The organism is Chryseobacterium sp. R2A-55 (genome assembly GCF_021401085.1).
Classification (GTDB): domain Bacteria; phylum Bacteroidota; class Bacteroidia; order Flavobacteriales; family Weeksellaceae; genus Kaistella.
The window spans coordinates 146,584-169,646 of the sequence record NZ_JACBFP010000006.1; the positions used below are offsets into that span (position 1 = coordinate 146,584).

A 23,063-nucleotide genomic window follows, 5' to 3' on the forward strand; every position below is an offset into this window, starting at 1 on the left:
CTTACTTGTACCAACTGGAATACTTCACATAATTATTCGCAATCCGGTTCACTTCGCCTTCCAAAAGTTCAGCGGAAATGTCTTTAATTTTTCTTGCCGGAACGCCGCCCCAAACTTCACCGGATTTGATGTGAGTTCCTTGAGTGACCACCGAACCTGCACCGACTATGGAATTGCTTTCCACCAAACAATCATCCATCACGATGGCGCCCATTCCGATCAGTACATTGTCCTGAATCGTGCAACCGTGAACAATCGCATTGTGACCGATGGAGACATTATTGCCGATATTCAGGGGGAATTTTTCATAAGTGCAGTGCAGCATCGCATTATCCTGAACATTCACCTTATTTCCCATTTTGATGTAGTGTACATCTCCGCGAATGACCGCATTGTACCAAATGCTGCAGTTTTCGCCCATCACTACCTCTCCGATGACGGTTGCTGTTTCCGCCAAAAAAACTCCCTCTCCTATTTGTGGGGATTTTCCCAAAAGTTCTTTAATTATTGCCATAAATATTAGTTCAAGGTTTATTAATGTTAAGGTTTAAAACGAATTTCTATTTTCAAAATAAACCATTGACAAAGTCTAAAATCACAATCCCAAACTCCGTTATTTTATCCGTATTTTTGCATCTCAAATTTAATAAATAAAATGACAAAGATGATCATAGAGCCTACCGAGAATTCAAAAGTGATGAAGTTTGTGGCAAACTACAACCTGATTCCCGGTTCTTTGGAGCTTGACCGAAATTCAGATCTCTCAGAAATTCCTTTGGCTCAGGAACTTTTGAAGTACCCATTCGTGGAGCGGATCTTCATTACTGCCAATTTTGTGGCCGTTGCAAAACAGGATTCCGTGGAATGGGAACATATTGCCGAAAGTTTGAAGGATGTGATTGAAGATGAACTTTCAAAAAACCCTAGAGTTTATCTCCAGAAATCTAAGGAAGATACGCAGATTTTTGCGGAAATGACTCCCAATCCAAATGTGATGAAATTCGTTGCAAACCGGACTTTGCTAGATGGTTTTCTGGAATTGAAATCTCCTGAGGAGGCAGCAGAAGTACCTTTGGCAAAAGCAATTTTTGACCAGTTTGCATATGTCACGCAAGTTTTTATTTCGGATAATGTCGTGGCAGTGACCAAGGACGATTCTTTTCAGTGGCATGAAATCATGGTAGAAGTTCGTGATTTCATAGCGGATTATTTGCAAAATCATAAAGTGGTTTCCCATATTCCGGCTGCAAAACATGAAAATCCGGTAGAACAGCTGATAAACAGAGACTACACAGAAAAAGAGCAGAAAATCTCTGACATTCTGAATGAATACGTTGCTCCAGCTGTGGAAGGTGATGGCGGAAAAATTTCGCTGATTGGTTATGATGAAGAAACTAAAGTGGCGAAAATGCTCCTTCAAGGTGCATGTTCCGGCTGCCCAAGTTCTACCGCAACCCTGAAAGGCGGAATCGAAAATATTTTAAAACAGTTTGTCCCGGAACTGGTGGAAAAAGTGGAAGCCGTGAATGGGTGAAAAAATTGAACAGTGCGTATTATTAAATAATGGTAATCACCCAAGATTATTCATTGCTTTCCGCTAATTACTTATGAATAAAAAAGGAATTTTATTGGTCAATCTCGGTTCGCCGAAATCGACAAAAGTTGAAGATGTAAAAGAGTATCTCGACGAATTTTTAATGGACGAAAAAGTCATCGATTACCGCTGGTTTTTCCGTTCGCTTCTGGTTCGTGGAATCATTTTGAGAACGCGCCCCGCAAAATCTGCTGAAGCCTACAAAACGGTTTGGACCGAAGAAGGATCGCCTTTGATTGTCATCACCGAACACATTCAGAAAAAACTTCAGAAGTTGGTGGACGTTCCTGTGGAAATCGGGATGCGTTACGCAGAACCAAGCATTAAAACTGGAATTCAAAAGCTGGTTGACCAAGGTGTAAACGAAATAGCTTTGTTCCCACTTTACCCGCAATATGCGATGAGTACGACTGAAACCGTGGTTGATAAAGCAGAGGAAGTTCGGAAAGCATTTTTTCCAGATTTAAAAATCAATTACGTGCAACCTTTTTACGACCGCGACATCTACATCAACTGTTTGGCGGAAAGCATTAAAGAAAAACTTCCCGAAAACTTTGACGCTTTGCAGTTTTCTTATCACGGTGTTCCGGAAAGACATATTTACAAAACCGATCCCACCAAAACCTGTAACCTTAACGACTGCTGCCAAAGAGAAAATAATCCAAGCCACCAGTTTTGCTATCGTCATCAGTGTTTCAAAACCACCGAACTGGTTCTTGAAAAATTAGGTTTGCCGCGGGATAAAGCGATCATTTCCTTTCAGTCCAGATTAGGAAAAGACAAGTGGATTGAACCTTATACCGATGAAACATTGATGAGCCTGGGAAAAAAAGGAATCAAGAATTTGGCGGTTGTTTGTCCGGCATTTGTTTCCGATTGTCTGGAAACTCTGGAAGAAATTTCGGTAGAAGGAAAAGAGCAGTTTCTTCATGGAGGAGGCGAAAACTTCCACTACATCCCTTGTCTGAATGACGAAGACCGTTGGATTGAAGTGGTGAAAATACTATGCGAAGAGAAACTCAAGGAATTTTATTTGGTGTAGAGTCTTCACAAGATTGATGATCCGGAAAAACGCTTACTACCTCACTGGAGTCCGGAATTCTCCGTAACCAATCAGTCCATCATAATTTCTTCCAAAAGGTTGATAATAAAGAAACGCCTGGTAAAGATTTTCGGTCTGCCAAAAATTTCCGTTAATCTCGCCAAAATTCAAGGATCCATCGGGATTTTTTGTGGCGAGCATATAATTGTAGAATCCTTGTTTCAAATAAATCTTCGCGATGTATTTTTTGGAGTTTTGATCGAAAGTCATTTGATTTTCCTTTGATGGGATAAAATCATTGAACCCACCTAAAACAAAGATTTCCCTATCGGTTTTCTCAGAATCCAGGGCAAAATAAACCCAGGAATAATCTGCTTCCCGGTCAGCATTCCGCTCTATTCCCAAATCATTCCTTCTAAAATAAAACGCACCGTTTACATCTGGTTGATACTGATAATTTAGCGGATATGCCCAAACCGGATAGAGATAAGTATAATTCACGCCGTCAATAATTTCGCCATTCGCCACCATATCGAACGCGCCGATCATATTTTTGTTGTCAAAGTAATAAAACTCATTGTTTCCGGGAAAAACCAAGTTCATTTGCTGGAAAAGCAGTTTGCTCCCCAAAACGGTACTCGGCTTCTGATTGAGGACAGAAACGTTCCAGTTGTTATTTTGAACTACGTTTAATGAGACCGAATTCAGATTTGAATTCAAAACCGAATTATTTCCAATCGCCTGAACTTCTATCCTTTGATTGAAATTCGGCTTTCTGGCATCTGCCATTCTGGTCACCTTTACGCCCAGGTTTGCACCGTCTTCGACTACACAGAATCTCTTGGTGAAAAGAGGTTTGCTCGGCGAATCATAATAGACAATCAGCTCAAAATTTCCGGAGATTTTTGGCTGAATTTTATCGTTGGGGAATATCAAAGTGTAATTGGTATAGGCCTGCAACGTATTGAAAGAATATTGAAACTGGTCAATCAGACCATTCAAGCTTCCGTTTGCATATTCGGTGAAGAAAAGCCCGTCGTCATTCCAGTTTCGGTCATAATGTTTGATGGTATAGCGGTAAATTGTGCTGGAATTGGAAAGGTCGTCAAACCTTAAAATCAACTGTTCATTAAAGCCGATTACCGGCGTTTCATCGTTGGTTTGAGGATTAAATAACTGCACACTTCTGATCTGCTGACCAAAAAGAAAAGTGCTGAAAACGATCAGGAAAAAAGATAGCTGTTTCATCGATACGAAGATAACGAAAATTGAGGCAGAAAATTGCGGATGGTTTTTTGTTTTTGAGTCCCTCAAAAAATGAGTCAAAAAAAAATTAATACCGTAATTTTGCAAGTAATCAAAAATCATTACTCCTCAATCATGATTCAAATCAAATCTTTCGCATTCAATCCATTTTCAGAAAACACCTATGTGCTCTATAATGAAAATAAAGACGCATTCATCATCGATCCGGGAAATTTCGGAGAAGATGAAACGAAGATCCTGGTAGATTTTATTGCTGAAAATCAACTTGAAGTCAAAAATATTATTCTTACTCATGCACACATCGACCACGTTTTAGGTTTGCAGACCGTTTATGATCGATTTCAGATTCCGGTTTTGATGCATGAAACCGAAAAGGAAATCCTGGAGAGAAACCCGATGGATGCACAACGGTTCGGTTTTTTCTTCAGACCATTTTCCGGAGAAATCCACTTCCTGAAAGAAGGCGAAACGATCAATTTAGGTGAAGATTTTCTTAAAATCCTGCATGTTCCCGGACATTCGCCAGGACATATCGCTCTTCACCACGAAGCACAGAAATTCGTAATTTCAGGGGATGTACTTTTTGAAGAAAGTATTGGAAGAACGGATTTATACAAAGGGAATCACAAACAACTTTTGGAAAGCATAAGAACTAAACTTTTCGTTTTGGATGCGGAAACAAAAGTTTTCAACGGTCATGGAAATCCGACTAATATAGGGTTTGAGCGGCAACACAACCCTTTCTTTTAAGAACCGGCTCAAAAAAAGGGCTTTATTGATTTGATCTTTTGCCGGCTCTTTATTCTTTCCACTTGATATTGCAACCCATACTTGGTCTTTGCAATTCTTCCTGCGGTTCGCCTGCAAGAAGATTCTCGAAAGCAATAATTAAATCTTCGCCGGTAATTTCTTTATTGTTTCCCGGTCTGGAATCATCCATCTGTCCACGATAGACCAAATCCAGTTTATCATCGAAAAAATAAAAATCCGGTGTACATGCAGCGTCGTAAGCTTTTGCTATCGCCTGACTTTCATCGTATAAATACGGAAAATCAAATTTTTTGTCCACTTGAAATTCCACCATTTTTTCTGGAGAATCCGCGGGATATTTTTCCACGTCATTTGAATTGATGGCGATAAACTCAATTCCTCTTTCCTGATAATCTTCGTACAATTCAGAGAGTTTATCGATAATGTGGAGCACAAACGGACAATGGTTGCACATAAAAACCACCAAAGTTCCTTTTTCGCCTTTCAGGTCGTTCAAGGATTGGATTTCATTGCTGTGTGAAGGATTCGGAAGTTCAAAAAACGGAGCCTTGGTTCCGAGTTCCAGCATATTTGAAGGAGTATTTGCCATTTTCTTAATTTAACAATTTATCAATGAAGCAATTTACCAATTTTTATCCGGATCAGCGATTGAACCAGTGGTAAATCGTAGCATTTTCACATTAATTTCTTGAGCAAAGATAAGCATTCTTTGAGCGAATTTTCAAAATTGACCCAATTGATGTTTTCTTCTTTTCGGTACCAGGTGAGTTGCCTCTTCGCGAACCTCCGGGAGTTTTTCTTGATTTCCCCGATGGCGAAATCCAAAGTCCACTCTCCGGAAAAATATTTGAACAATTCGGTGTAGCCCACAGTTTGCAGCGGAACCAGATTTTTGAACGGGATCAGTCCTTCGGCTTCTTTCTCTAAACCTTCGGAAATCATTTGGTCCACCCGTTGATTGATTCTTTCGTAAATAACTTCTCGAGGCGCTTCAATTCCGATTCGGATCACTTGAAAATCACGTTTTTTTATTTGTGAACTAACGTTTTCGGTATAGGACTTACCGGTTTGCCAGATAATGTCGATGGCTCTCAATAATCTTCTTGGATTGTCTTTGTCAACGGTTTTGTAATATTCTGGATCAAGTTTTTCGAGCATTTTTTGCAGTTCCCCAATCCCGTTTTCGTCCCAGATTTGCTGAAGTTTTTTTTGGTTCTCCTCATCGGCTTCCGGCAAATCGTTTAGACCTTGTATAACAGCTTTTTCGTACATCATACTTCCACCTACCAGAACCACGACATCATGATTTTGGAAAAGTGCTGCCAATTTTTCTTCTGCTTCTTTTTCAAACTGGCCGATGGAATAATAATCGTTCACCGAAAGATTCCCAATAAAATGGTGTGGAACTTCAGCCAATTCTTCTTTAGACGGAGTTGCGGTCCCGATTTTCATCTCTCGGAAAAACTGTCGCGAATCGCAGGAAACAATTTCAGTGTTGAAATGTTTTGCAATTCCGATGGCGAGTTTGGTTTTCCCGATTCCGGTGGTTCCGATGACAGAGATTAAAGTTTTCACGGGTTAAATTTCCTGATTTATTTTTGATTGGGAAAGTTCTGGAACGCATTTGAATAATATTGAGGAATTCCCCGAACTGAAGCGAACCAAAAAATACCCAAAATTTAAACGGTTTCGCCTTAATTTCAGCAGATTAGCGTATCTTAAAGATATTTCAAACCGTCAGAAGCTGATCATGAAAATCCAGTTTCCCTTTAGCATCAAAACGGTCAGTAAATTTTTCAATTATTTATGAATTTCGTAATTTCAACTGATTTATCTTAATAATGACAACCTAATTTTGCCTTCACAAGATAATCAAATAGCATTTTATCAATCATAATTTATTAAATTTGTCTACATCTTAAATAATTATGAAAATCCTTTTATTAGAAGACGACCTAATTCTCTCGGCGGAGCTGGGAAAATTTTTGGAACAAAATGATTTCGAAGTCAAAAAAGTATATGATGGTGAACTTTTTTTGCGTGAAGTTCAACAAAAACAATATGACATTTACCTTCTCGACATCAATGTTCCAAAAATAAACGGATTGGAAGTGTGTGAAAAAATCCGGCTGGACGACAAAAACACGCCAATAATCATGATTTCCGCTTACGGAGACCTTTCAGACAAAAAGGATGCTTTTAACAGATTGGCGGACGATTATTTGGTAAAGCCATTCCAGTTTGAAGAATTGCTTATGAGGATCAATTCACTCACCCGAAGAAACAGTGCGGAAAACAAGTCCGGTGACGAAGTAATCTCGATCGACAACCTGACCATCAACAAAACAGAACAGAAAGTTTTCAGAAACGGCCAGGAAATCCCACTTACTGTAAAGGAATTTCAACTCCTTTTATTATTGGCGGAACATCCCGGCAGAACCTTTTCCAAACAACAGATTTCGGAGTTGGTATGGCAACACAATTTCAATACCAATACCAATACCGTTGAGGTTTACATCAACTTTTTGCGGAAGAAAATAGACAAGGATTTTGACACCAAATTAATCCACACCCGCTCTGGATTTGGTTATTACTTAAAAGTCCAGCAGTGAATATAAAGAATAAGATTGCACTGAACCTCAGTTTGCTCTTTTCCCTTTTTTTGGGATTTATCCTGATTTTCATTTACCTGTTTTTTGCCAAATTCCGGAAAGACGAATTCGTGGCCATTCTTAAAGACAGGATTTCCACCGTGGCCAATTATTTTGATGAAGACGGCGACAACATCAGGGATTTCTCCAAGATTTACAACACTCCTACCTACTCCATACAGCAGGAAGAAATTCTGGTTTTTAATGAACAGTTCGATTTGGTTTACAGCAGTATCAAAGACAAAACCGTGGATTGGGACCGAGAGGACTTGGTGACGATGAAGAATGAGCACAAAGTGTATCACAGTGAAAAAAATTCCGAGGTCTATGGAGAAAAAATCAAAAACCACTATTTCCTGATAGAATCTACCGACATCATGGGAAAGGAAAAACTTTCTTATTTAGGAACGCTGGTCTTGGTTTCTTTCTTTTTAGCTTCCGCACTGATGTGGGTTCTGAGCTTTTCGTTTGCAAAAAAAATGATGGCTCCCCTGGATGTTTTTCAGCAAAAAATCACGCGAATTTCTGCGAATAACCTGACTGAAAGACTTCCCGAAACCGAAAAGAAAGACGAAATCAACCTCCTCGCTAAAGTATTCAACACCATGCTCGGAAGAATTGACAAATCCTATTCTTCACAAAAAGAGTTTACAGCCAGTGCATCCCATGAAATCAAAACGCCGCTTACGAGAATTGCATTCCAGCTGGAGAATTTAACTAAACTGGAAAATCAAAATCCGGAGTTCGAAAAATACACCAAGGGAATTACCCATGAAGTTTACCACCTTTCAGACACCGTGAATTCGCTCCTGCTGCTTTCAAAACTCGAGGAAGAACATCTTAAAGAGGATTTTTCAGAAGTCCGTCTGGATGAAGTGATTTTTGATGCTTTTGAAAAAGTGAAAAAAAACAATGCTGATTTTGAGCTGAATTTCAATATCAATGAAGAAAATGAATTCGGAAATCTGACTGTTAAGGGAATCAAGCCACTTCTGGAAATCGTGTTCATCAACCTGTTCAAAAATGCCTGCCTATATTCTTTCAAACCGGAAGTAGAAGTGGAAATCCTTGAAAGTGAAACCGAACTGACCACAAAAGTGAAATCCCGCGGTGTCCTTATTTCAGAAGAAGATTCCAAGCGGATTTTCAATGCCTTCAAAAGGGGAACCAATTCCCAACAAATAGCCGGCTCGGGTTTGGGGCTCCGGATTTGCAAACGTATTTTGGATTTTCATGAGGCAACCATTTCCTACAAACAGGAACTGCCCGAAACCAATGTCTTCGAACTGAACTTCCGAGTAAAATAAGGCGGAAGAAGCCATTTTAAGCTTTTTTTAAGCTATTTTAAAGAAGCTTTTAAGTTAATTCCCGAACCTTTGCGCACGATTAATCCAATTCATTTAATCGTGATAAAAAATCTTGCAATCTTTCTTTTCATGCCGTTTCTTTGCTTTTCGCAGCAACCCAAAACGCTGCAGCAATGCGAAGAAGAATTCCTGAAAAACAACCTTCAACTGATTGCCGAGCAATATCATATCAGCTTTAATGATGCCGATATGATGCAGGCAAAAATCTGGGATCTGCCGCAGGTGAATTTTGAGGGCAATATGGTGGATCCAAACCAGCCCAGCTTCTTTAATCTGGGATCCTCCAAAAGTGCCGGGATTCAGCAACTCTTCCTACTTGGTGGTAAAAGAAAACTCGAAATAGAGTTTGCAAAATCAAATAAGGAACTTGCCCAACTTCAGTTCAACCAGCTTCTGGTGGATTTGAAGGCGCAGCTTCGCCAAACATTTTACTCCCTTTATTTCAACCAGAAAAAAATCAAAAATATAGATAACCAGCTCAGTTATATGAGCGATTTGCTAAAAGCATACCGCGTTCAAACTGCAAAAGGAAATATTTCTTTGAAAGACCAGGTTCGCCTGAATGCGATTGTGTTAAGCTTAAACAACGACAAAATCCAGATAAATAATGAGATTGTTTCATTGAACCAAACCATGATGACTTTGACTGGGAATTCGCAAATCATCATAGCCGAGCTTTCAGCAAATGAGTCGAATGAACTGTTGAAATCCGCACCGCTTCAAGATTTGGAGGAACTTCAGCGGCAAGCGCTCCAAAATAATGCAGATTATCTTTTTAGTCTAAAGGCCATTGAAAACAATAAAGTTAATTACAATCTTCAAAAATCGATGAATATTCCAGACCTGACCGCAGGTTTGCAGTGGAATCAATCTAGCGGTCTCTACCAAAACGAAGTCAACTTCAATGTAAGCATCCCAATTCCACTTTGGAAAAGAAACGGAGGAAATGTGAAAAAAGCGCAAATGCAGATAGAGCAATCCCAAAAAAATACCGATTTTAAGAAATTGAGTTTACTGAATGCAGTGGCATCTGCTTATCAAACCTGGTCCAACCAATATCACATGTATCAGGAAATGCCGCAAAAAGACGTGCACGATTTGGAAACCGTATATAAAGGAATGACCGAAAATTTCAGGCGCGGAAATGTGACACTCATTGAGTTTACTGATTTCATGGACAGTTACAAGCAAACCACGCTTCAACTGCTGGAAATCCAAAAACAAATCCTTATTTCTGCAGAAGAACTCAGCCGACTCACCCAAACCAAAATCTTTAACTAAGGAAAAAATGAAATCGAATATAGTATTGATAATTACGGCTTTCATCCTGATGGGATGCGGAAAGAACGAAATAAAAAAAGAGCAGGAGCAAAGTGAAAAAGCTTTCGTGATCAGCAATACCATGATGAAAACCATGACCCTTGCGGAAGTTCAGAAAGAATACATCAGTGATGAAACCCGATTCTTCGGGAAAATAGGTGCCGACAGAAATCAATATATCGACATTTATCCTTTGGTGGGAGGAAACGTGATTTCCGTCAACGCTGAATTAGGGGATTATGTGAAAAAGGGACAAGTCTTGGCAACCATTCGCTCTACCGAAGTTGCCGGGTTCCAAAGAGATTTGAGCACCGCAAAGACCGAACTCGCTGTTGCTGAAAACAATCTCCGTGTGGCAAAGGAAATGTACGAAGGAAAGCTCAGCACAGAAAAAGAGGTGATCGAGGCGAAAAGCCAGGTTTCGAAAGCACAGGACGAACTAAGAAGATCACAGCAGGTAAGCCAAATTTACAATGTGAAAAACGGGAACATCTATTCTGTCACTTCACCGATCAACGGGTATATCGTGCAGAAAAACATCAACAAAGACATGCAGCTGAGAAGTGACAAAAGTGATAACATCTTCGATGTAGCCGATACATCAAATGTGTGGGCAATCGTGAATGTAAATGAAAGTGACATCAATAAAATTGCAATCGGAATGAAGGCAGAAGTTTCCACCCTCATCAATCCGGAAAAAGTCTATTACGGAAAAATAGATAAAATCTTTAGAATCATCGATCCGGAAACCAATTCGATGCAGGCAAGAGTAGTTTTGAATAATACTGATGGGAGCTTGATTCCAGAAAGCAAGGCGACCATCAAAGTGGTGAGTACCGAAAACAATACCGCCGTATCTATCCCGACAAAAGCATTGATTTTCGACGATAACAAATATTTCGTGGTAGTTTTTAAATCCCAAAGCAACATCAGGGTTCAGGAAGTAAAAATTTTGAAACAAAATGATAGCAAAACATATATCTCAGAAGGTTTAAGTGAAGGAGATAAAATTGTCACCACCAATCAGTTGCTTTTGTACAGAAGCCTAAGCGAATAGAAAATTCGAATTCTGAAGAAGTAGAACATCTGAAGTCGAAAACCTGAACAATCTCAGGCACAAACCATTCAAAGGAAATTCAATGAACAAGTTCATCAAAAATATCATCACATTTTCCCTTAAGAACAAGGCGTTTACCTTCGTTTGGGTAGGAATTTTGGCGATTGCCGGTTTCATCAGTTTTAAAAATATGCCAATCGAGGCATTTCCTGATGTCACCAATACCCAAATTGTGATTATCACCCAGTGGAACGGAAGGAGTGCCGAAGAAGTGGAGCGGTTTGTGACCACACCGGTTGAGCTTTCGATGAGTTCGGTGCAGAAAAAAACCAGCGTGCGAAGCACCACGATGTTCGGACTTTCCATCATCAAAATCATCTTCGAAGACGGCGTGGACGATGCATTTGCAAGACAGCAGGTGAACAATCAGTTACGAACCGTCACACTACCGGATGGAACTTCGCCAGAAGTGCAGCCACCATATGGACCCACTGGAGAAATCTACCGATACATTCTGAAAAGTCCGAAAAAGGATTCCCGGGAGCTGCTTACTTTGCAAACCTGGGTGGTTGATCGCGCCCTGCGTGGAATTCCGGGAGTTGCAGACATCAATGTTTTTGGGGGGCAGCAAAAAATTTATGAACTTAGTATTGATCCCAGAAAACTTGACCAATATGGTTTGACGACTTCCCAGGTTTACGATGCCGTTTCAAAAAGCAACTTAAATGTGGGCGGTGATGTGATTGAAAAAAGCGGTCAAAGTTATGTGGTTCGAGGAATTGGTTTGCTGAAATCCATTGAAGATATAGAAAATGTCACCATCCGAAACGATCATGGGAATCCGATCTTGGTTAAAAACGTGGCATCAGTTCGGGAAGGTTCCCTGCCAAGAGTAGGACAAGCCGGCTATAATGACAAAGACGATGTGGTAGCCGGAACCATCGTCATGAGGAAAGGTGAAAATCCGGTAGAAGTCTTGGAGTTAGTAAAGGCAAAAATTGACGAACTCAACAATAAGATTCTACCAAAAGACGTGAAACTGGAAACGTTCTATGACCGTGAAACCCTGATGGATTTCACCACGCACACAATCATGCACAACCTGATCGAAGGAATTATTTTTGTGACGGTGATTGTATTCCTTTTCATGGCAGATTGGCGCACCACGCTCATCGTTTCGATAATCATTCCGCTTTCGCTGCTTTTTGCTTTTTTAAGTTTAAAAATGATGGGAATGAGCGCAAATTTGCTTTCCCTCGGTGCGGTGGATTTCGGTATTATCATTGACGGAGCCGTGGTCATGGTGGAGGGAATTTTCGTAATGCTCGATCACAAGGCAAAAAAATATGGAATGGAGCGCTTCAACAAACTGGCGAAAGGAGGTTGGATAAAAACCACAGGAACCGGCTTGGGAAAAGCAATTTTCTTTTCGAAATTAATCATTATCACCTCGCTGATCCCAATATTTTCTTTCCAAAAAGTGGAAGGGAAAATGTTTTCGCCGCTTGCTTACACCTTGGGATTTGCGCTTTTGGGAGCGTTGCTGTTCACCCTCACTTTGGTTCCTGTTCTCACGCATATTTTGTTGAACAAAAATGTTCGGGAAAAACACAACCCTTTTGTCATATTTTGCGAGAGAATCGTGGAAAAAGGTTTCACCATAACCTTTAAACATAAAAAATTGAGTTTAATTATCGCAGCTGCTTTTTTGGGCATCACGTTGTTTTCCGGTAAATTTTTAGGGACGGAGTTCCTTCCGCCGCTGAATGAGGGCGCGCTTTGGGTCACCGCCGAAATGCCTATGAGCACAAGTTTAGATCAATCGCTGCAAACTACAGATAAGCTGAAGAAAACGATTCTGTCTTTTCCGGAAGTAACCGGAGTATTGGCTCAAACCGGCCGAAGCAACGATGGAACTGATCCCAATGGATTTGGTTTCGTGCAGTTTGGCGTGAATTTAAAACCTAAAGATCAATGGAGCAGAAAAATCAGCATGGACGAACTGATCGAAGAAATTGACAGCAAACTAAAAGAATATCAAGGAATTACCTATAATTATTCACAGCCCATTTCCGACAATGTGGCAGAAGCGGTAGCGGGTTTCAAGGCTGAAAACGGAGTGAAAATTTACGGAGACAATCTGAATACCCTGGATAAATATGCGAAACAGGTTCTTCAAGTAATCAAGAATATAGATGGAGTCAAAGAACCGGGAATCATTAAAAACATCGGTCAACCTGAGGTGAGCGTAGTTTTGGATCGGAATAAAATGGCGATGTACGGCGTTGCACTTTCTGATGCGCAATCTGTTCTGGAAACAGCTTTCGGTGGAGTAACCGCCTCGGAACTTTTTGATGGTGAAAGGAAATTCGACATCAGAATCCGATATGCCAAAGAATACCGAAAAGACGAAACCGATATTGCCCAACTGATGGTTCCGACCCAGGCTGGAACATTGATTCCACTAAAGGAAATTTCGGAAATCCATTCAGACAATGGTGCGGCGTTTATCTATCGAGACAATATTAAAAGGTACATCGGAATCAAGTTTTCAATCAGAGACCGGGATTTGGGAAGCACGATTGCCGAAGCCCAGAAAAAGGTCGCCCAAATCAAACTTCCAGAAGGTTACAGCATTGGCTGGACCGGGCAGTTTGAAAATCAGGAACGGGCAACAAAACGCCTGGGACAAGTGGTTCCGATCAGTTTGTTGATGATTTTCTTCCTGTTATTTATCCTTTTCGGTAATTTGAGGGATTCACTTTTGGTTTTGGCCAACGTGCCTTTCGCCTTGATTGGTGGAATTATAGCACTGCATCTCACTCGAATCAATTTCGGGATTTCCGCGGGAGTCGGCTTCATTGCGCTTTTTGGGATCTGTATCCAGAACGGGGTAATTCTGATTTCCGAATTTCACCAAAACATAAGATCCGGAATGGATGTTGCCGCCGGAATCCTGGAAGGCGTAAAAGTGAGAACGCGACCAGTGGTGATGACTGCGTTGATGGCTTCCATTGGTTTGTTGCCTGCCGCGCTTTCCACCGGAATCGGTTCGGAATCACAGAAACCTTTGGCAATCGTCATCATAGGAGGTTTGGTTACTGCAACCGTTTTAACATTATTGATATTCCCGATTATTTTCTGGATTTTCAACAGAACCAAAAAGACGGAGATTATTTAATAGATTGCGATTTTTTATGATTTTTTCGCTAGATGCCTTTTGGGCTTTGGCGTTCCCTATTTCAACAAATCTTCGGCAGCCTGCATGGTGATTTCTTCCGGATATTTTTGATAGAGAAATTCCCAGGAGTATTTCAAGGCGGTTTTCTTAAAACTTTGAGGAAAATGGTCGTTTCTTTTTTACAGATAATTTTGGATAAGGCGCTCCTTTTTGGAGACGATCTTCTGGTTTCGCAAAACTTTCCCTTACTGAATTTCCTGTTTTTTTTTGATTTCCGCAATATCTTTCAGGAAGCCCGCAATTTCGTCAATGTATTTCTTAAGGTCACTTTCACAGAAACTCAGAACCTACCAACCTTTGCTTCTAAGTTTTTAACTCACTTTAAAATCTCATTCGATGTTTCTCTCCATTTTTTCAAACCGTAAAGCGGCATTTTCACCGGGTTTTTCCCTGCTGGTTTCCCCATCTTTTTTGCGCCAGAATTCGCCATCTGCGAAGAGGGCAATCTTTAATTCAGTCATGCTAACCAGGAATTTTCCTGTTGTTTTTCCGGCACCTCAAACCTTTCGCAAAAAGCGCCTTGCCCAAAAGAACTTTAATCGTGGTTCCTTTGGATCTGTTTGCCTGCAAGCTTTTTCGGCGCAGTTCCTGAGTGAGGTTGTCCACAACATGCCTTTTTTACAGATATAAAGATAATGTAATCTGGAGGAAAACGGAAGACTTGGCACGGAATAACTGTTATTTAAAATTTTCATAAAAGATATCACCGCAGCATAATTTACAATAAATTTCCATAAATTTGCAGTCCGGTTTTTGCACAACGGATTGTGCTGTAACATAATGAGATTGAATATTAAAAACTTTTTTTAATGAAATGGTTTTTGATTTTCAAAAATTCACTATATTTGCAAACCGAAAAAATAAATAATTAATTAAATAAATAATTTGAATCATGGCAAAGGAAACGTTTAATCGTAACAAACCGCACTTGAACATTGGTACCATCGGTCACGTTGACCATGGTAAAACTACACTTACTGCTGCTATCAGTAAAGTATTATCTGATAAAGGTCTTGCTGAAAAGAGAGATTTCTCTGCAATTGACTCTGCACCAGAAGAAAAAGAAAGAGGTATTACCATTAATACTTCACACATTGAATACGAAACAGAAAAAAGACACTATGCTCACGTTGACTGTCCTGGTCACGCCGACTATGTGAAGAACATGGTAACTGGTGCTGCGCAGATGGACGGAGCAATCCTTGTGTGCGCTGCAACTGACGGACCAATGCCTCAAACAAGAGAGCACATCCTTCTTTGCCGTCAGGTAAACGTACCAAGAATCGTTGTTTTCATGAACAAAGTTGACATGGTAGATGACCCTGAATTGCTAGAGCTTGTAGAGCTTGAATTGAGAGATCTTCTTTCTTCTTATGAATATGACGGTGACAACTCTCCAGTGATCCAAGGTTCAGCTCTTGGAGCGCTGAACGGTGAACCAAAATGGGTTGCTACAGTTGAACAATTGATGGATGCTGTTGACACTTGGATCGAGCAGCCGGTAAGAGAGCAAGATAAACCATTCTTGATGCCAATCGAAGACGTATTCTCTATTACAGGTAGAGGTACTGTGGCTACAGGTAGAATCGAGGCAGGGGTAATCAACTCTGGAGATCCTGTAGACATCGTAGGTATGGGTGATGAAAAATTGACTTCTACCGTAACTGGTGTTGAAATGTTCCGTAAAATCCTTGACAGAGGTGAAGCTGGTGACAACGTAGGTCTATTGTTGAGAGGTATTGAAAAAACCGACATCAAGAGAGGTATGGTTATCGCTAAACAAGGTTCTGTGAAGCCACACAAAAAATTCAAAGCAGAGGTTTATATCCTTTCTAAAGAAGAAGGTGGTCGTCACACTCCATTCCACAACAAATATCGTCCTCAGTTCTATGTAAGAACTACTGACGTAACTGGTGAAATCTTCTTACCAGAAGGCGTAGAAATGGTAATGCCTGGTGACAACTTGACAATCACTGTAGAATTGCTTCAGCCAATCGCTCTTAACGTAGGTCTTAGATTTGCAATCAGAGAAGGAGGTAGAACAGTTGGTGCAGGTCAGGTAACTGAAATCATCGACTAATTTATACATACTGCATACTAGCGTTGTTAGCGCTTAATGCGCTAACAACGTTTTTTAATCTACGGGCATCGTCCAATGGTAGGATACCGGTCTCCAAAACCGTTGATCAGGGTTCGAATCCTTGTGCCCGTGCAAAATTGAGATAATGAACAATTTAATTAACTATTTAAAAGGTTCTTACCACGAATTTATAGATAAGGTGGAGTGGCCAAAATGGTCAGACCTGCAATCCTCAACAATCGTAACCGCTGTGGCCACTGTAATATTGGCGCTCTTTACTTTTGGGGTGGATTCTGCGTTCAGCGAGATCATCAATAATATTTTGACACTCTTCATCAACCTATTTAATTAAAAGTATTTTCCAAAATGAGTGACTTGAAGTGGTACGTGCTGAAATCCATCAGCGGACAGGAGAATAAGGTGAAAACTTATATTGAGAACGAAATGAAGCGTCTTGGCTTCGAAAATTTCGTCACTCAGGTAGTCATTCCTATGGAAAAAGTAATCCAGATGAGAAACGGGAAAAAGGTGCCAAAAGAAAAACCTTATTACCCCGGTTACTTAATGGTGGAAGCGAACTTGGTCGGTGAAATCCCACATATCATCAAAAATATTCCAGGAGTTATCTCATTCCTTAGTTTGACAAAAGGAGGAGATCCGGTTCCCATGAGAAAATCTGAAGTAAACAGAATGCTGGGAAGAATGGATGAACTCTCAGAATTCGCTGTAGAAACCGCAATTCCATTTGTGGTGGGTGAAAATGTGAAAGTGATAGACGGACCTTTCAACGGATTCAACGGAACTATTGAAAAACTACATGAAGACAAAAAGAAAATTGAAGTCTCTGTAATGATTTTCGGAAGAAAAACACCTATGGAATTGAGCTATATGCAGGTAGAAAAAGTTTAAAAAGCTTCATCCTATAAATTAAAGACTGTTCGAAAGAGCAGTCTTTTTTTTGCACTCTAAATTACAAATGTTCTACTTTTTGAAATTATATTCAAAGAATGTATATATTTGATAAAAATAATTAAGATGAAAATCAAATTTACATTCCTTTTCTTGTGGATATTCTGTGTCCATCTATTTGCCCAGGATCAAACATTTGATCTTTTGAAAGACCATACCAAAACCAAAATTCTCTACGACCGAGTTTTCGCCGTTTCAAAAGCAACAGAGCTGCAACCCCAGAAGACTTCTACACAGATTTTCTTGCAGGTCTATCATGAAATGCAACGTGCGGATTATTTGCAAAGACTGCCAAAATTAGAAATCATCAAAACGAAGGCTGATCATGGCTTCAGCAATAATTATATCCCACTTTCACTACTCATTACTGAATTTGAAAACATTAAAGCAACTTCGTTAGAATCTAAGCAGGTTACCCTCAATTCTGAAAATCAGTATGTGATCACTAATCATTCACCAAATGTTTTTGAGGAAAATCAGGTCAATCTTTTAGCACCGATTTTGGGAAAAACAAAATCAAACCTTCCTGAATTCATTTTAAAAACTGATCTGATTTTTCACACCTCGAAAAGAACAGTTTCTCACATAGAAATTAAAGACGGAAAAACCTGGAAAATCATCAGTGAAGATCAGCCTTTTAAACTTAGTTTTCCGAATAATGGATGGAATGAAGTTCTCTACAAAATCCACTTTACAGATGGAAAAATACTGACGCAATCTTTCATCATCGATGTTCAGTATCAAAAAAGGGCAGCCAAAATCACGCAAAAAAAAAGTTTCGAACCTAATTTGGTCACTCCCATTTCTTCCACCATTCCATATCAGGGATTTGGTGAAAACGCAGCTTTCGTCGGAAATGGCGAATATGAAGTGTATATGGGTAATGACGGTGTCTTAGACAAACCAATAATTTTGGTTGACGGTTTTGATCCTGGCGATACCCGAAATACCGCAGCAATCTATCAACTCCTCAATTACGGAACCAACCAGAATCTGGGAGACTTAGTCCGAGCGCAAGGATTTGACATTATTGTCCTAAACTTTCCAACATACACCAGACCCGGAACTACTACGATTATTGATGGCGGCGTGGATTATATTCAAAGAAATGCAATGATTCTGGTAGAATTACTCAATCAGCTCAACCTTGCCAAAGTGGGAAATGCCAAAAATGTGGTGATCGGTCCAAGTATGGGCGGTCTGATCTCCCGGTATGCACTTCGATATATGGAGCAGAACAGCTTAAATCCCGATACCAGACTTTATGTTTCATTTGACTCGCCGCATTTGGGAGCCAATGTCCCTCTAGGATTTCAGCATCTTTTTAACTATATGGGATTTGGACCGGTTGGCGATACCACCATGCAGGGCGTGGTCAATGGAATGTTGAAGAGTCCTGCTGCAAGACAGATGCTTCTTGATCATTTTGAAGGTCACCTGAAAGTGGGAAGCATCACTGATTTTGATCCTGCGATCCTTCTTCCAGTTGGAGCACCCAATTATAGAACATCTTTTCAAAATGAGCTGAATGCGATGGGATTCCCACAAAACATAAGAAATATCGCCATAAGCAACGGTGCCGGCAACGGAACCATGACCGGAACACCGGGAATGGTGGTAATGGATCACACTTTCAATTCCTCTTCCACACAACGGGCGATTATAAAAACCAATTTCACTCCAGCAAAAAATGCAACCGCACAGATCAGCAGTTTCCAAGGTCAGCAATGGATTATCGTCTGGTTTTCAGTTTACACCAGTACGGCCAGCGCAAAATCACCTGCCACCTCTGACGGACTGGATTCCGCACCAGGCGGCAGATTCGATATGTCCAATTTAGCCGATACTTCCACCGGAAACCTCATGCTTACAGAATTTATGAATAATTTGAAAATTATGCATTTCGACTTTATTCCCGCAGTAAGTTCTCTGGCGGTAAGCAATAATCAGGGAAATTATTACGCCACCATCAATTCTTCCTCCACAACTCCTTTTGCCGCTTATCATGTCCCTTCCACGAACCAAAATCACGTGACTTTAGATGATCAAAACGTGCCGTTTGTTTTAAATGAAATATTAATTGACCAAACTTTGGCCGCATCAGACCACGAACTGCTGAATGGTATCTCCATTGAAAATCCTGTGAAAAATTCTTTGAAGATCAAAACTACAACTCCTATAAAAAAATCAAATTTAATTATTACCGATGCGTCCGGAAGAATCGTTTACACACAAATTCAAGATTTAAATGGCATGACTGAAATTCCCGTAAAATTGACCAATGGAGTTTATTTCCTTACCATAGACTCGGGCAAACAAAAAATAACAAGAAAAATCATCGTCAGTTTATAATTGATCAATCAAATACAAATAAGCCGCTTCCATTTTTGGAGCGGCTTTTTTCATTGGTGAAAATCAATTCAAAGGGTAAAACTGACACTGCACCTGGTGCATTGTAACTCAATTCAAATCATTAACTTTGTCATATGTTCAATTTCGGAAATTTCCTCACACTTTCTACTTTTGGCGAAAGCCACGGAATCGCTTTTGGTGGTATTATCAATAATTTTCCAGCCGGTCTGGAAATTGATTTTGAGGCTGTTCAATACCAACTCGACCGCCGAAAACCTGGTCAAAGTGCTATCGTCACCCAAAGAAAAGAAAGTGATACCGTGAAGTTTCTTTCCGGAATTTTTGAAGGAAAAACCACTGGAACTCCGATCGGTTTCCTCATTGAAAACGAAAACCAGAAATCCAAAGACTATGATCATATTTCAACAGCATATCGGCCAAGCCATGCTGATTTCACCTATGATCAAAAATTCGGCATCAGAGATTATCGGGGAGGCGGTAAATCATCTGCTCGCGAAACCGTGAATTGGGTCGTAGCAGGAAGTTTGGCAAAACAACTTCTGCCCAAAAAGGTTGAAATTACCGCATATGTTTCTTCAGTTGGCGACATTTTTTGCGAAAAACCCTATCAGGAATTAGATTTCTCCAAGATAGATTCTAATAATGTGCGATGCCCAGATTCAGCAACCGCGGAAAAAATGATTTCAAAAATCAAGGAAATTAAGAAGGAAGGAAACACGATTGGCGGCACCATTACGTGCGTCATAAAAAATCTTCCGGCTGGAATTGGCGAACCGGTATTTGGGAAGCTGCAGGCAGAATTGGCGAAGGCAATGCTCAGCATTAATGCAGCTAAAGGTTTTGAGTACGGAAGTGGTTTCTGTGGCGCAACTATGACTGGCAAAGACCATAATGATTTATTTAATGAAAATTTCACCACACAGACAAATCTCTCAGGTGGAGTTCAAGGCGGAATTTCAAATGGAATGGATGTTTACTTTCGAGTGGCTTTTAAACCGGTCGCAACTATTTTAAGACCACAAAAAAGCGTAGACAAGGATGGAAATTCTATCATTGTGGAAGGAAAAGGGAGACATGATCCCTGTGTTTTACCCAGAGCAGTTCCCATTGTGGAAAGTCTGGCAAGTTTTGTCTTGGCAGATCTATTCTTAATTAATCGGATGAGGCGGATTTAATAAGAATGTGATTTCGATTACATTTTATCAGGTACAAATAAACGAAATTTGTGTAAAATTTTAAAAATGAAAGAATATTGGCAAAAAGCACTGACTTTTGATCAGTACATGAACGTAGCGAAAATTCGGGCAACCAACAATCCCGACAAAACAGACGAAAAGCAAGAATTTTACGAGCTCGGCCTCCAAAGAATGGAACGAACTTTAAAAACTTTTAAAGTGGATGAAACCCAGATGGAAAAAGTAAAATCAAAGAAATTTGATGGTAAGGTTCTGATCATCTCCGAACCATGGTGTGGCGATGCGAGTGCAACTGTTCCTGCTGTTGCAAAATTTTTCGAGTCAGCAGGTAATGAAGCAAAAGTTTTTCTGCGCGATACCGACCATTCGTTGATCGATCAGTTTTTGGTAAATGGAACTCAGTCTATTCCAATTGTGATTCTTCTCGATAAGGATTTCGAAGTCATCAACCATTGGGGACCACGCCCAAAATATGGCACCGAACTTCTGGCCAAATTCAAAGCCAATCCCGAAACCTACCCAAGAGAAGAATTCTACAACGATTTGCAGGTATATTACTCCAAGAACCGTGGCAAAGACGCTATCGAGGAAATTCTGGAATTAATTTAGAATAGTTGGACATCAATTAAAAATAGGTTTCTGATCCTAGATTCCATCATGCATTATCATCGAATAGAATACTAAATGAAGATCATGACTTTTATTAAAAAAAATATTTTCTACTTAATTTCATCCGCAATCCTGGTCGTAATTCTTGCATTTCCATCAATTCGGTTGAAATTGACAGACCTGTTTTTTCCGATTGCAGCTGTGGAAAATGCAGTTACACTGAACGATTACGATTACGACATCCAGCTGAAAGGAATCAATACCACTTCCACCAATCTAAAAAACCTTAAAGGCAAAAAACTGGTTTTGCTTAATTTTTGGGGAACTTGGTGTGCGCCCTGTCGTGAAGAATGGCCAACCATTCAAAAACTTTACGATAGCAAAAAGGATAAAGTGGATTTTGTGCTCATAGCAATGCAGGAAAAAGAAGAGGATGTAAGAAAGTTTTTGCAGCAAAACAACTACACGGTTCCCGTATATATCGCAGAAAGTCCAGTAACCACCAATGTTTTGCCTAAAGCGTTTCCCACTACATTCCTTCTGGACAAAAACGGCAGGATACTAGTAAAGGAGGATGCAGCGAAGGACTGGAATTCCAAATCTGTACATGATATGATTGACAATATATCGACACAATGATGGACTCCAAATAAGAAGATATTGGTACGTAATTTGTGGGCTCAATAGCATTTCAAACCAACACAAAAATGAAATTATCAAAAATACAACTTGCAAAGGAAGCTTTCAAACATAAAGGTTTGATCCAAAAATTACCCGTCATCCTTAGAATGATCAAATCGACCATGAAAAAAAATGGGTACAAACCAGAAATCAAGAATGTGATCCTCCCTGGATTGATGCTGCTATACGTGTTTTCGCCAATTGACCTCATTCCAGAGTGGATTCCAGTGATTGGAGTTTTGGATGATTTAGCGGTACTGGCTTTGGCAATACCGATGCTTACTTCAGAGGCCGAAAGATTCGTGGCTTGGGAAGCTAAAAAAAGGCAAGACGACAAAATTGTAGAAGCTGAAATCGTAGAATAAACGCAAAAAAATATTAAAGCCGTTCAAGAAATTGGGCGGTTTCTTCGTAGAACCCATGAAGCTCCTTGATTGTCAATGAACCGACCCGCTCTCTGTCTCCTCCGAGAGAAAAGGATATCTTTATTTAGTAGAATAATTTGACGGAGGATCTAGAACTCGCAATCAGCGATCAAAAAAGGATATAGCTCCAATCCGTGTATTCTACTAATACAAGGAGTCCTTCTCCGCCCATTAGAGTGCTCTTTTCGCAGTGCTCGCCACAAAATCGAAAAGATATTCCCTAGGTAAAAACACTAAAAAATTAATCGAGACGTCCCCCCTCCAATCTTAACTCCTTCACCTTTCCTAATTACAATAAATAAAAAATCCCCAACCACTTTGTGGTTGGGGATTTTGAAAAAAAACTGGCGGCGGCCTACTCTCCCGCTTGTCGCAGTACCATCGGCGCTGGAGGGCTTAACTTCCGTGTTCGGAATGGGAA

The 23,063-nt window shown here is 40.1% G+C and carries 22 protein-coding genes, 1 tRNA gene and 1 rRNA gene; 17 read left to right on the top strand and 7 right to left on the bottom strand.

Annotation, left to right across the window (positions count from 1 at the left end):
- Nucleotide 1: 1 nt before the first annotated feature.
- Nucleotides 2–514 carry a gamma carbonic anhydrase family protein gene (locus L0951_RS08630; RefSeq protein ID WP_234110829.1) on the bottom strand — a complete coding sequence of 171 codons (513 nt, stop codon included), beginning with the start codon at nt 512–514 and terminating at the stop codon, nt 2–4.
- Nucleotides 515–655: 141 nt separating this feature from the next.
- Between L0951_RS08630 and L0951_RS08635 the strand changes: the two genes are divergently transcribed.
- Both L0951_RS08635 and hemH read left to right on the top strand, forming a co-directional pair.
- Complete coding sequence (locus tag L0951_RS08635; protein ID WP_234110830.1) at nt 656–1,534, top strand: NifU family protein; 879 nt, start codon at nt 656–658, stop codon at nt 1,532–1,534.
- 73 nt (nt 1,535–1,607) lie between these two features.
- Nucleotides 1,608–2,636, top strand: coding sequence for a ferrochelatase (hemH, locus tag L0951_RS08640; protein ID WP_234110831.1), 1,029 nt, complete (start codon nt 1,608–1,610; stop codon nt 2,634–2,636).
- A gap of 36 nt (nt 2,637–2,672) precedes the next feature.
- Here the strand turns inward: hemH and L0951_RS08645 are convergent, their stop codons facing one another.
- Nucleotides 2,673–3,884 (bottom strand): type IX secretion system plug protein domain-containing protein, encoded by a 1,212-nt coding sequence (locus L0951_RS08645; protein WP_234110832.1) that lies wholly within the window; start codon nt 3,882–3,884, stop codon nt 2,673–2,675.
- A 132-nt stretch (nt 3,885–4,016) separates the two neighbouring features.
- On the opposite strand from L0951_RS08645, the gene L0951_RS08650 reads away from it, so the two are divergent.
- Complete coding sequence (locus L0951_RS08650; RefSeq protein ID WP_234110851.1) at nt 4,017–4,652, top strand: MBL fold metallo-hydrolase; 636 nt, start codon at nt 4,017–4,019, stop codon at nt 4,650–4,652.
- Between the two features lie 49 nt (nt 4,653–4,701).
- Here L0951_RS08650 and L0951_RS08655 read toward each other — a convergent pair whose 3' ends face one another.
- Together L0951_RS08655 and miaA are read right to left on the bottom strand one after the other, a co-directional pair.
- Entirely contained in the window at nt 4,702–5,262 is a 561-nt protein-coding gene (locus tag L0951_RS08655) for a thioredoxin family protein (RefSeq protein ID WP_234110833.1), read from the bottom strand.
- 86 nt (nt 5,263–5,348) lie between these two features.
- The gene (gene miaA, locus L0951_RS08660; RefSeq protein ID WP_234110834.1) at nt 5,349–6,248 is read right to left on the bottom strand and encodes a tRNA (adenosine(37)-N6)-dimethylallyltransferase MiaA; all 900 of its coding nucleotides are present in this window, start codon (nt 6,246–6,248) and stop codon (nt 5,349–5,351) included.
- A gap of 353 nt (nt 6,249–6,601) precedes the next feature.
- Here miaA and L0951_RS08665 point away from each other — a divergent pair, with 353 nt between their 5' ends.
- The 5 genes from L0951_RS08665 (at nt 6,602) to L0951_RS08685 (ending at nt 14,249) form a co-directional block, all read left to right on the top strand.
- On the top strand, nt 6,602–7,285 hold the full coding sequence (locus tag L0951_RS08665; RefSeq protein WP_234110835.1) for a response regulator transcription factor: 684 nt from the start codon (nt 6,602–6,604) through the stop codon (nt 7,283–7,285).
- Nucleotides 7,282–8,631 (top strand): histidine kinase dimerization/phospho-acceptor domain-containing protein, encoded by a 1,350-nt coding sequence (locus L0951_RS13745; RefSeq protein ID WP_234110836.1) that lies wholly within the window; start codon nt 7,282–7,284, stop codon nt 8,629–8,631. Before L0951_RS08665 ends, L0951_RS13745 begins: the two co-directional genes overlap by 4 nt.
- Nucleotides 8,632–8,760: 129 nt before the next feature.
- Nucleotides 8,761–9,972, top strand: coding sequence for a TolC family protein (locus tag L0951_RS08675; protein ID WP_234110837.1), 1,212 nt, complete (start codon nt 8,761–8,763; stop codon nt 9,970–9,972).
- Between the two features lie 7 nt (nt 9,973–9,979).
- Complete coding sequence (locus tag L0951_RS08680) at nt 9,980–11,068, top strand: efflux RND transporter periplasmic adaptor subunit (protein WP_234110838.1); 1,089 nt, start codon at nt 9,980–9,982, stop codon at nt 11,066–11,068.
- 82 nt (nt 11,069–11,150) lie between these two features.
- Entirely contained in the window at nt 11,151–14,249 is a 3,099-nt protein-coding gene (locus tag L0951_RS08685; protein WP_234110839.1) for an efflux RND transporter permease subunit, read from the top strand.
- Between the two features lie 389 nt (nt 14,250–14,638).
- On the opposite strand, the gene L0951_RS13705 is transcribed toward L0951_RS08685, so the two are convergent.
- Both L0951_RS13705 and L0951_RS08690 read right to left on the bottom strand, forming a co-directional pair.
- Nucleotides 14,639–14,770 carry a hypothetical protein gene (locus tag L0951_RS13705; protein ID WP_262908474.1) on the bottom strand — a complete coding sequence of 44 codons (132 nt, stop codon included), beginning with the start codon at nt 14,768–14,770 and terminating at the stop codon, nt 14,639–14,641.
- A 1-nt stretch (nt 14,771) separates the two neighbouring features.
- Nucleotides 14,772–14,915 (bottom strand): very short patch repair endonuclease, encoded by a 144-nt coding sequence (locus L0951_RS08690; protein WP_234110840.1) that lies wholly within the window; start codon nt 14,913–14,915, stop codon nt 14,772–14,774.
- 286 nt (nt 14,916–15,201) lie between these two features.
- Between L0951_RS08690 and tuf the strand changes: the two genes are divergently transcribed.
- From tuf to L0951_RS08735, 9 genes are all read left to right on the top strand, one after another.
- On the top strand, nt 15,202–16,389 hold the full coding sequence (gene tuf / locus L0951_RS08695) for an elongation factor Tu (protein WP_234110841.1): 1,188 nt from the start codon (nt 15,202–15,204) through the stop codon (nt 16,387–16,389).
- A gap of 61 nt (nt 16,390–16,450) precedes the next feature.
- Nucleotides 16,451–16,521: transfer RNA gene (locus L0951_RS08700), tRNA-Trp, on the top strand.
- A 13-nt stretch (nt 16,522–16,534) separates the two neighbouring features.
- Nucleotides 16,535–16,741 (top strand): preprotein translocase subunit SecE, encoded by a 207-nt coding sequence (gene secE / locus L0951_RS08705; protein ID WP_234110842.1) that lies wholly within the window; start codon nt 16,535–16,537, stop codon nt 16,739–16,741.
- Nucleotides 16,742–16,755: 14 nt separating this feature from the next.
- On the top strand, nt 16,756–17,298 hold the full coding sequence (gene nusG / locus L0951_RS08710) for a transcription termination/antitermination protein NusG (protein WP_048500046.1): 543 nt from the start codon (nt 16,756–16,758) through the stop codon (nt 17,296–17,298).
- A gap of 126 nt (nt 17,299–17,424) precedes the next feature.
- Nucleotides 17,425–19,710 carry a T9SS type A sorting domain-containing protein gene (locus L0951_RS08715; RefSeq protein WP_234110843.1) on the top strand — a complete coding sequence of 762 codons (2,286 nt, stop codon included), beginning with the start codon at nt 17,425–17,427 and terminating at the stop codon, nt 19,708–19,710.
- Nucleotides 19,711–19,844: 134 nt separating this feature from the next.
- The gene (gene aroC, locus L0951_RS08720) at nt 19,845–20,906 is read left to right on the top strand and encodes a chorismate synthase (protein WP_234110844.1); all 1,062 of its coding nucleotides are present in this window, start codon (nt 19,845–19,847) and stop codon (nt 20,904–20,906) included.
- Nucleotides 20,907–20,972: 66 nt separating this feature from the next.
- Nucleotides 20,973–21,536, top strand: coding sequence for a thioredoxin family protein (locus tag L0951_RS08725; RefSeq protein ID WP_234110845.1), 564 nt, complete (start codon nt 20,973–20,975; stop codon nt 21,534–21,536).
- Between the two features lie 84 nt (nt 21,537–21,620).
- Nucleotides 21,621–22,175 carry a TlpA family protein disulfide reductase gene (locus tag L0951_RS08730; protein WP_234110846.1) on the top strand — a complete coding sequence of 185 codons (555 nt, stop codon included), beginning with the start codon at nt 21,621–21,623 and terminating at the stop codon, nt 22,173–22,175.
- A gap of 68 nt (nt 22,176–22,243) precedes the next feature.
- Nucleotides 22,244–22,582 carry a YkvA family protein gene (locus tag L0951_RS08735; protein ID WP_234110847.1) on the top strand — a complete coding sequence of 113 codons (339 nt, stop codon included), beginning with the start codon at nt 22,244–22,246 and terminating at the stop codon, nt 22,580–22,582.
- Nucleotides 22,583–22,984: 402 nt separating this feature from the next.
- Here the strand turns inward: L0951_RS08735 and rrf are convergent.
- A 5S ribosomal RNA gene (gene rrf / locus L0951_RS08740) occupies nt 22,985–23,063 on the bottom strand; the annotation flags it as partial.

What these genes read in the sequence shown, in the direction of transcription:
- L0951_RS08665 (WP_234110835.1), top strand. Translation starts at nt 6,602, where the DNA reads ATGAAAATCCTTTTATTAGAAGACGACCTAATTCTCTCGGCGGAGCTG.
- hemH (WP_234110831.1), top strand. Translation starts at nt 1,608, where the DNA reads ATGAATAAAAAAGGAATTTTATTGGTCAATCTCGGTTCGCCGAAATCG.
- L0951_RS08655 (WP_234110833.1), bottom strand. Translation starts at nt 5,262, where the DNA reads ATGGCAAATACTCCTTCAAATATGCTGGAACTCGGAACCAAGGCTCCG.
- L0951_RS08730 (WP_234110846.1), top strand. Translation starts at nt 21,621, where the DNA reads ATGACTTTTATTAAAAAAAATATTTTCTACTTAATTTCATCCGCAATC.
- L0951_RS08630 (WP_234110829.1), bottom strand. Translation starts at nt 514, where the DNA reads ATGGCAATAATTAAAGAACTTTTGGGAAAATCCCCACAAATAGGAGAG.
- nusG (WP_048500046.1), top strand. Translation starts at nt 16,756, where the DNA reads ATGAGTGACTTGAAGTGGTACGTGCTGAAATCCATCAGCGGACAGGAG.
- secE (WP_234110842.1), top strand. Translation starts at nt 16,535, where the DNA reads ATGAACAATTTAATTAACTATTTAAAAGGTTCTTACCACGAATTTATA.
- L0951_RS08645 (WP_234110832.1), bottom strand. Translation starts at nt 3,884, where the DNA reads ATGAAACAGCTATCTTTTTTCCTGATCGTTTTCAGCACTTTTCTTTTT.
- L0951_RS08685 (WP_234110839.1), top strand. Translation starts at nt 11,151, where the DNA reads ATGAACAAGTTCATCAAAAATATCATCACATTTTCCCTTAAGAACAAG.
- L0951_RS08650 (WP_234110851.1), top strand. Translation starts at nt 4,017, where the DNA reads ATGATTCAAATCAAATCTTTCGCATTCAATCCATTTTCAGAAAACACC.
- L0951_RS08725 (WP_234110845.1), top strand. Translation starts at nt 20,973, where the DNA reads ATGAAAGAATATTGGCAAAAAGCACTGACTTTTGATCAGTACATGAAC.
- L0951_RS08715 (WP_234110843.1), top strand. Translation starts at nt 17,425, where the DNA reads ATGAAAATCAAATTTACATTCCTTTTCTTGTGGATATTCTGTGTCCAT.
- L0951_RS13705 (WP_262908474.1), bottom strand. Translation starts at nt 14,770, where the DNA reads ATGACTGAATTAAAGATTGCCCTCTTCGCAGATGGCGAATTCTGGCGC.
- L0951_RS08680 (WP_234110838.1), top strand. Translation starts at nt 9,980, where the DNA reads ATGAAATCGAATATAGTATTGATAATTACGGCTTTCATCCTGATGGGA.
- L0951_RS08675 (WP_234110837.1), top strand. Translation starts at nt 8,761, where the DNA reads ATGCCGTTTCTTTGCTTTTCGCAGCAACCCAAAACGCTGCAGCAATGC.
- aroC (WP_234110844.1), top strand. Translation starts at nt 19,845, where the DNA reads ATGTTCAATTTCGGAAATTTCCTCACACTTTCTACTTTTGGCGAAAGC.
- L0951_RS08735 (WP_234110847.1), top strand. Translation starts at nt 22,244, where the DNA reads ATGAAATTATCAAAAATACAACTTGCAAAGGAAGCTTTCAAACATAAA.
- L0951_RS08635 (WP_234110830.1), top strand. Translation starts at nt 656, where the DNA reads ATGACAAAGATGATCATAGAGCCTACCGAGAATTCAAAAGTGATGAAG.
- tuf (WP_234110841.1), top strand. Translation starts at nt 15,202, where the DNA reads ATGGCAAAGGAAACGTTTAATCGTAACAAACCGCACTTGAACATTGGT.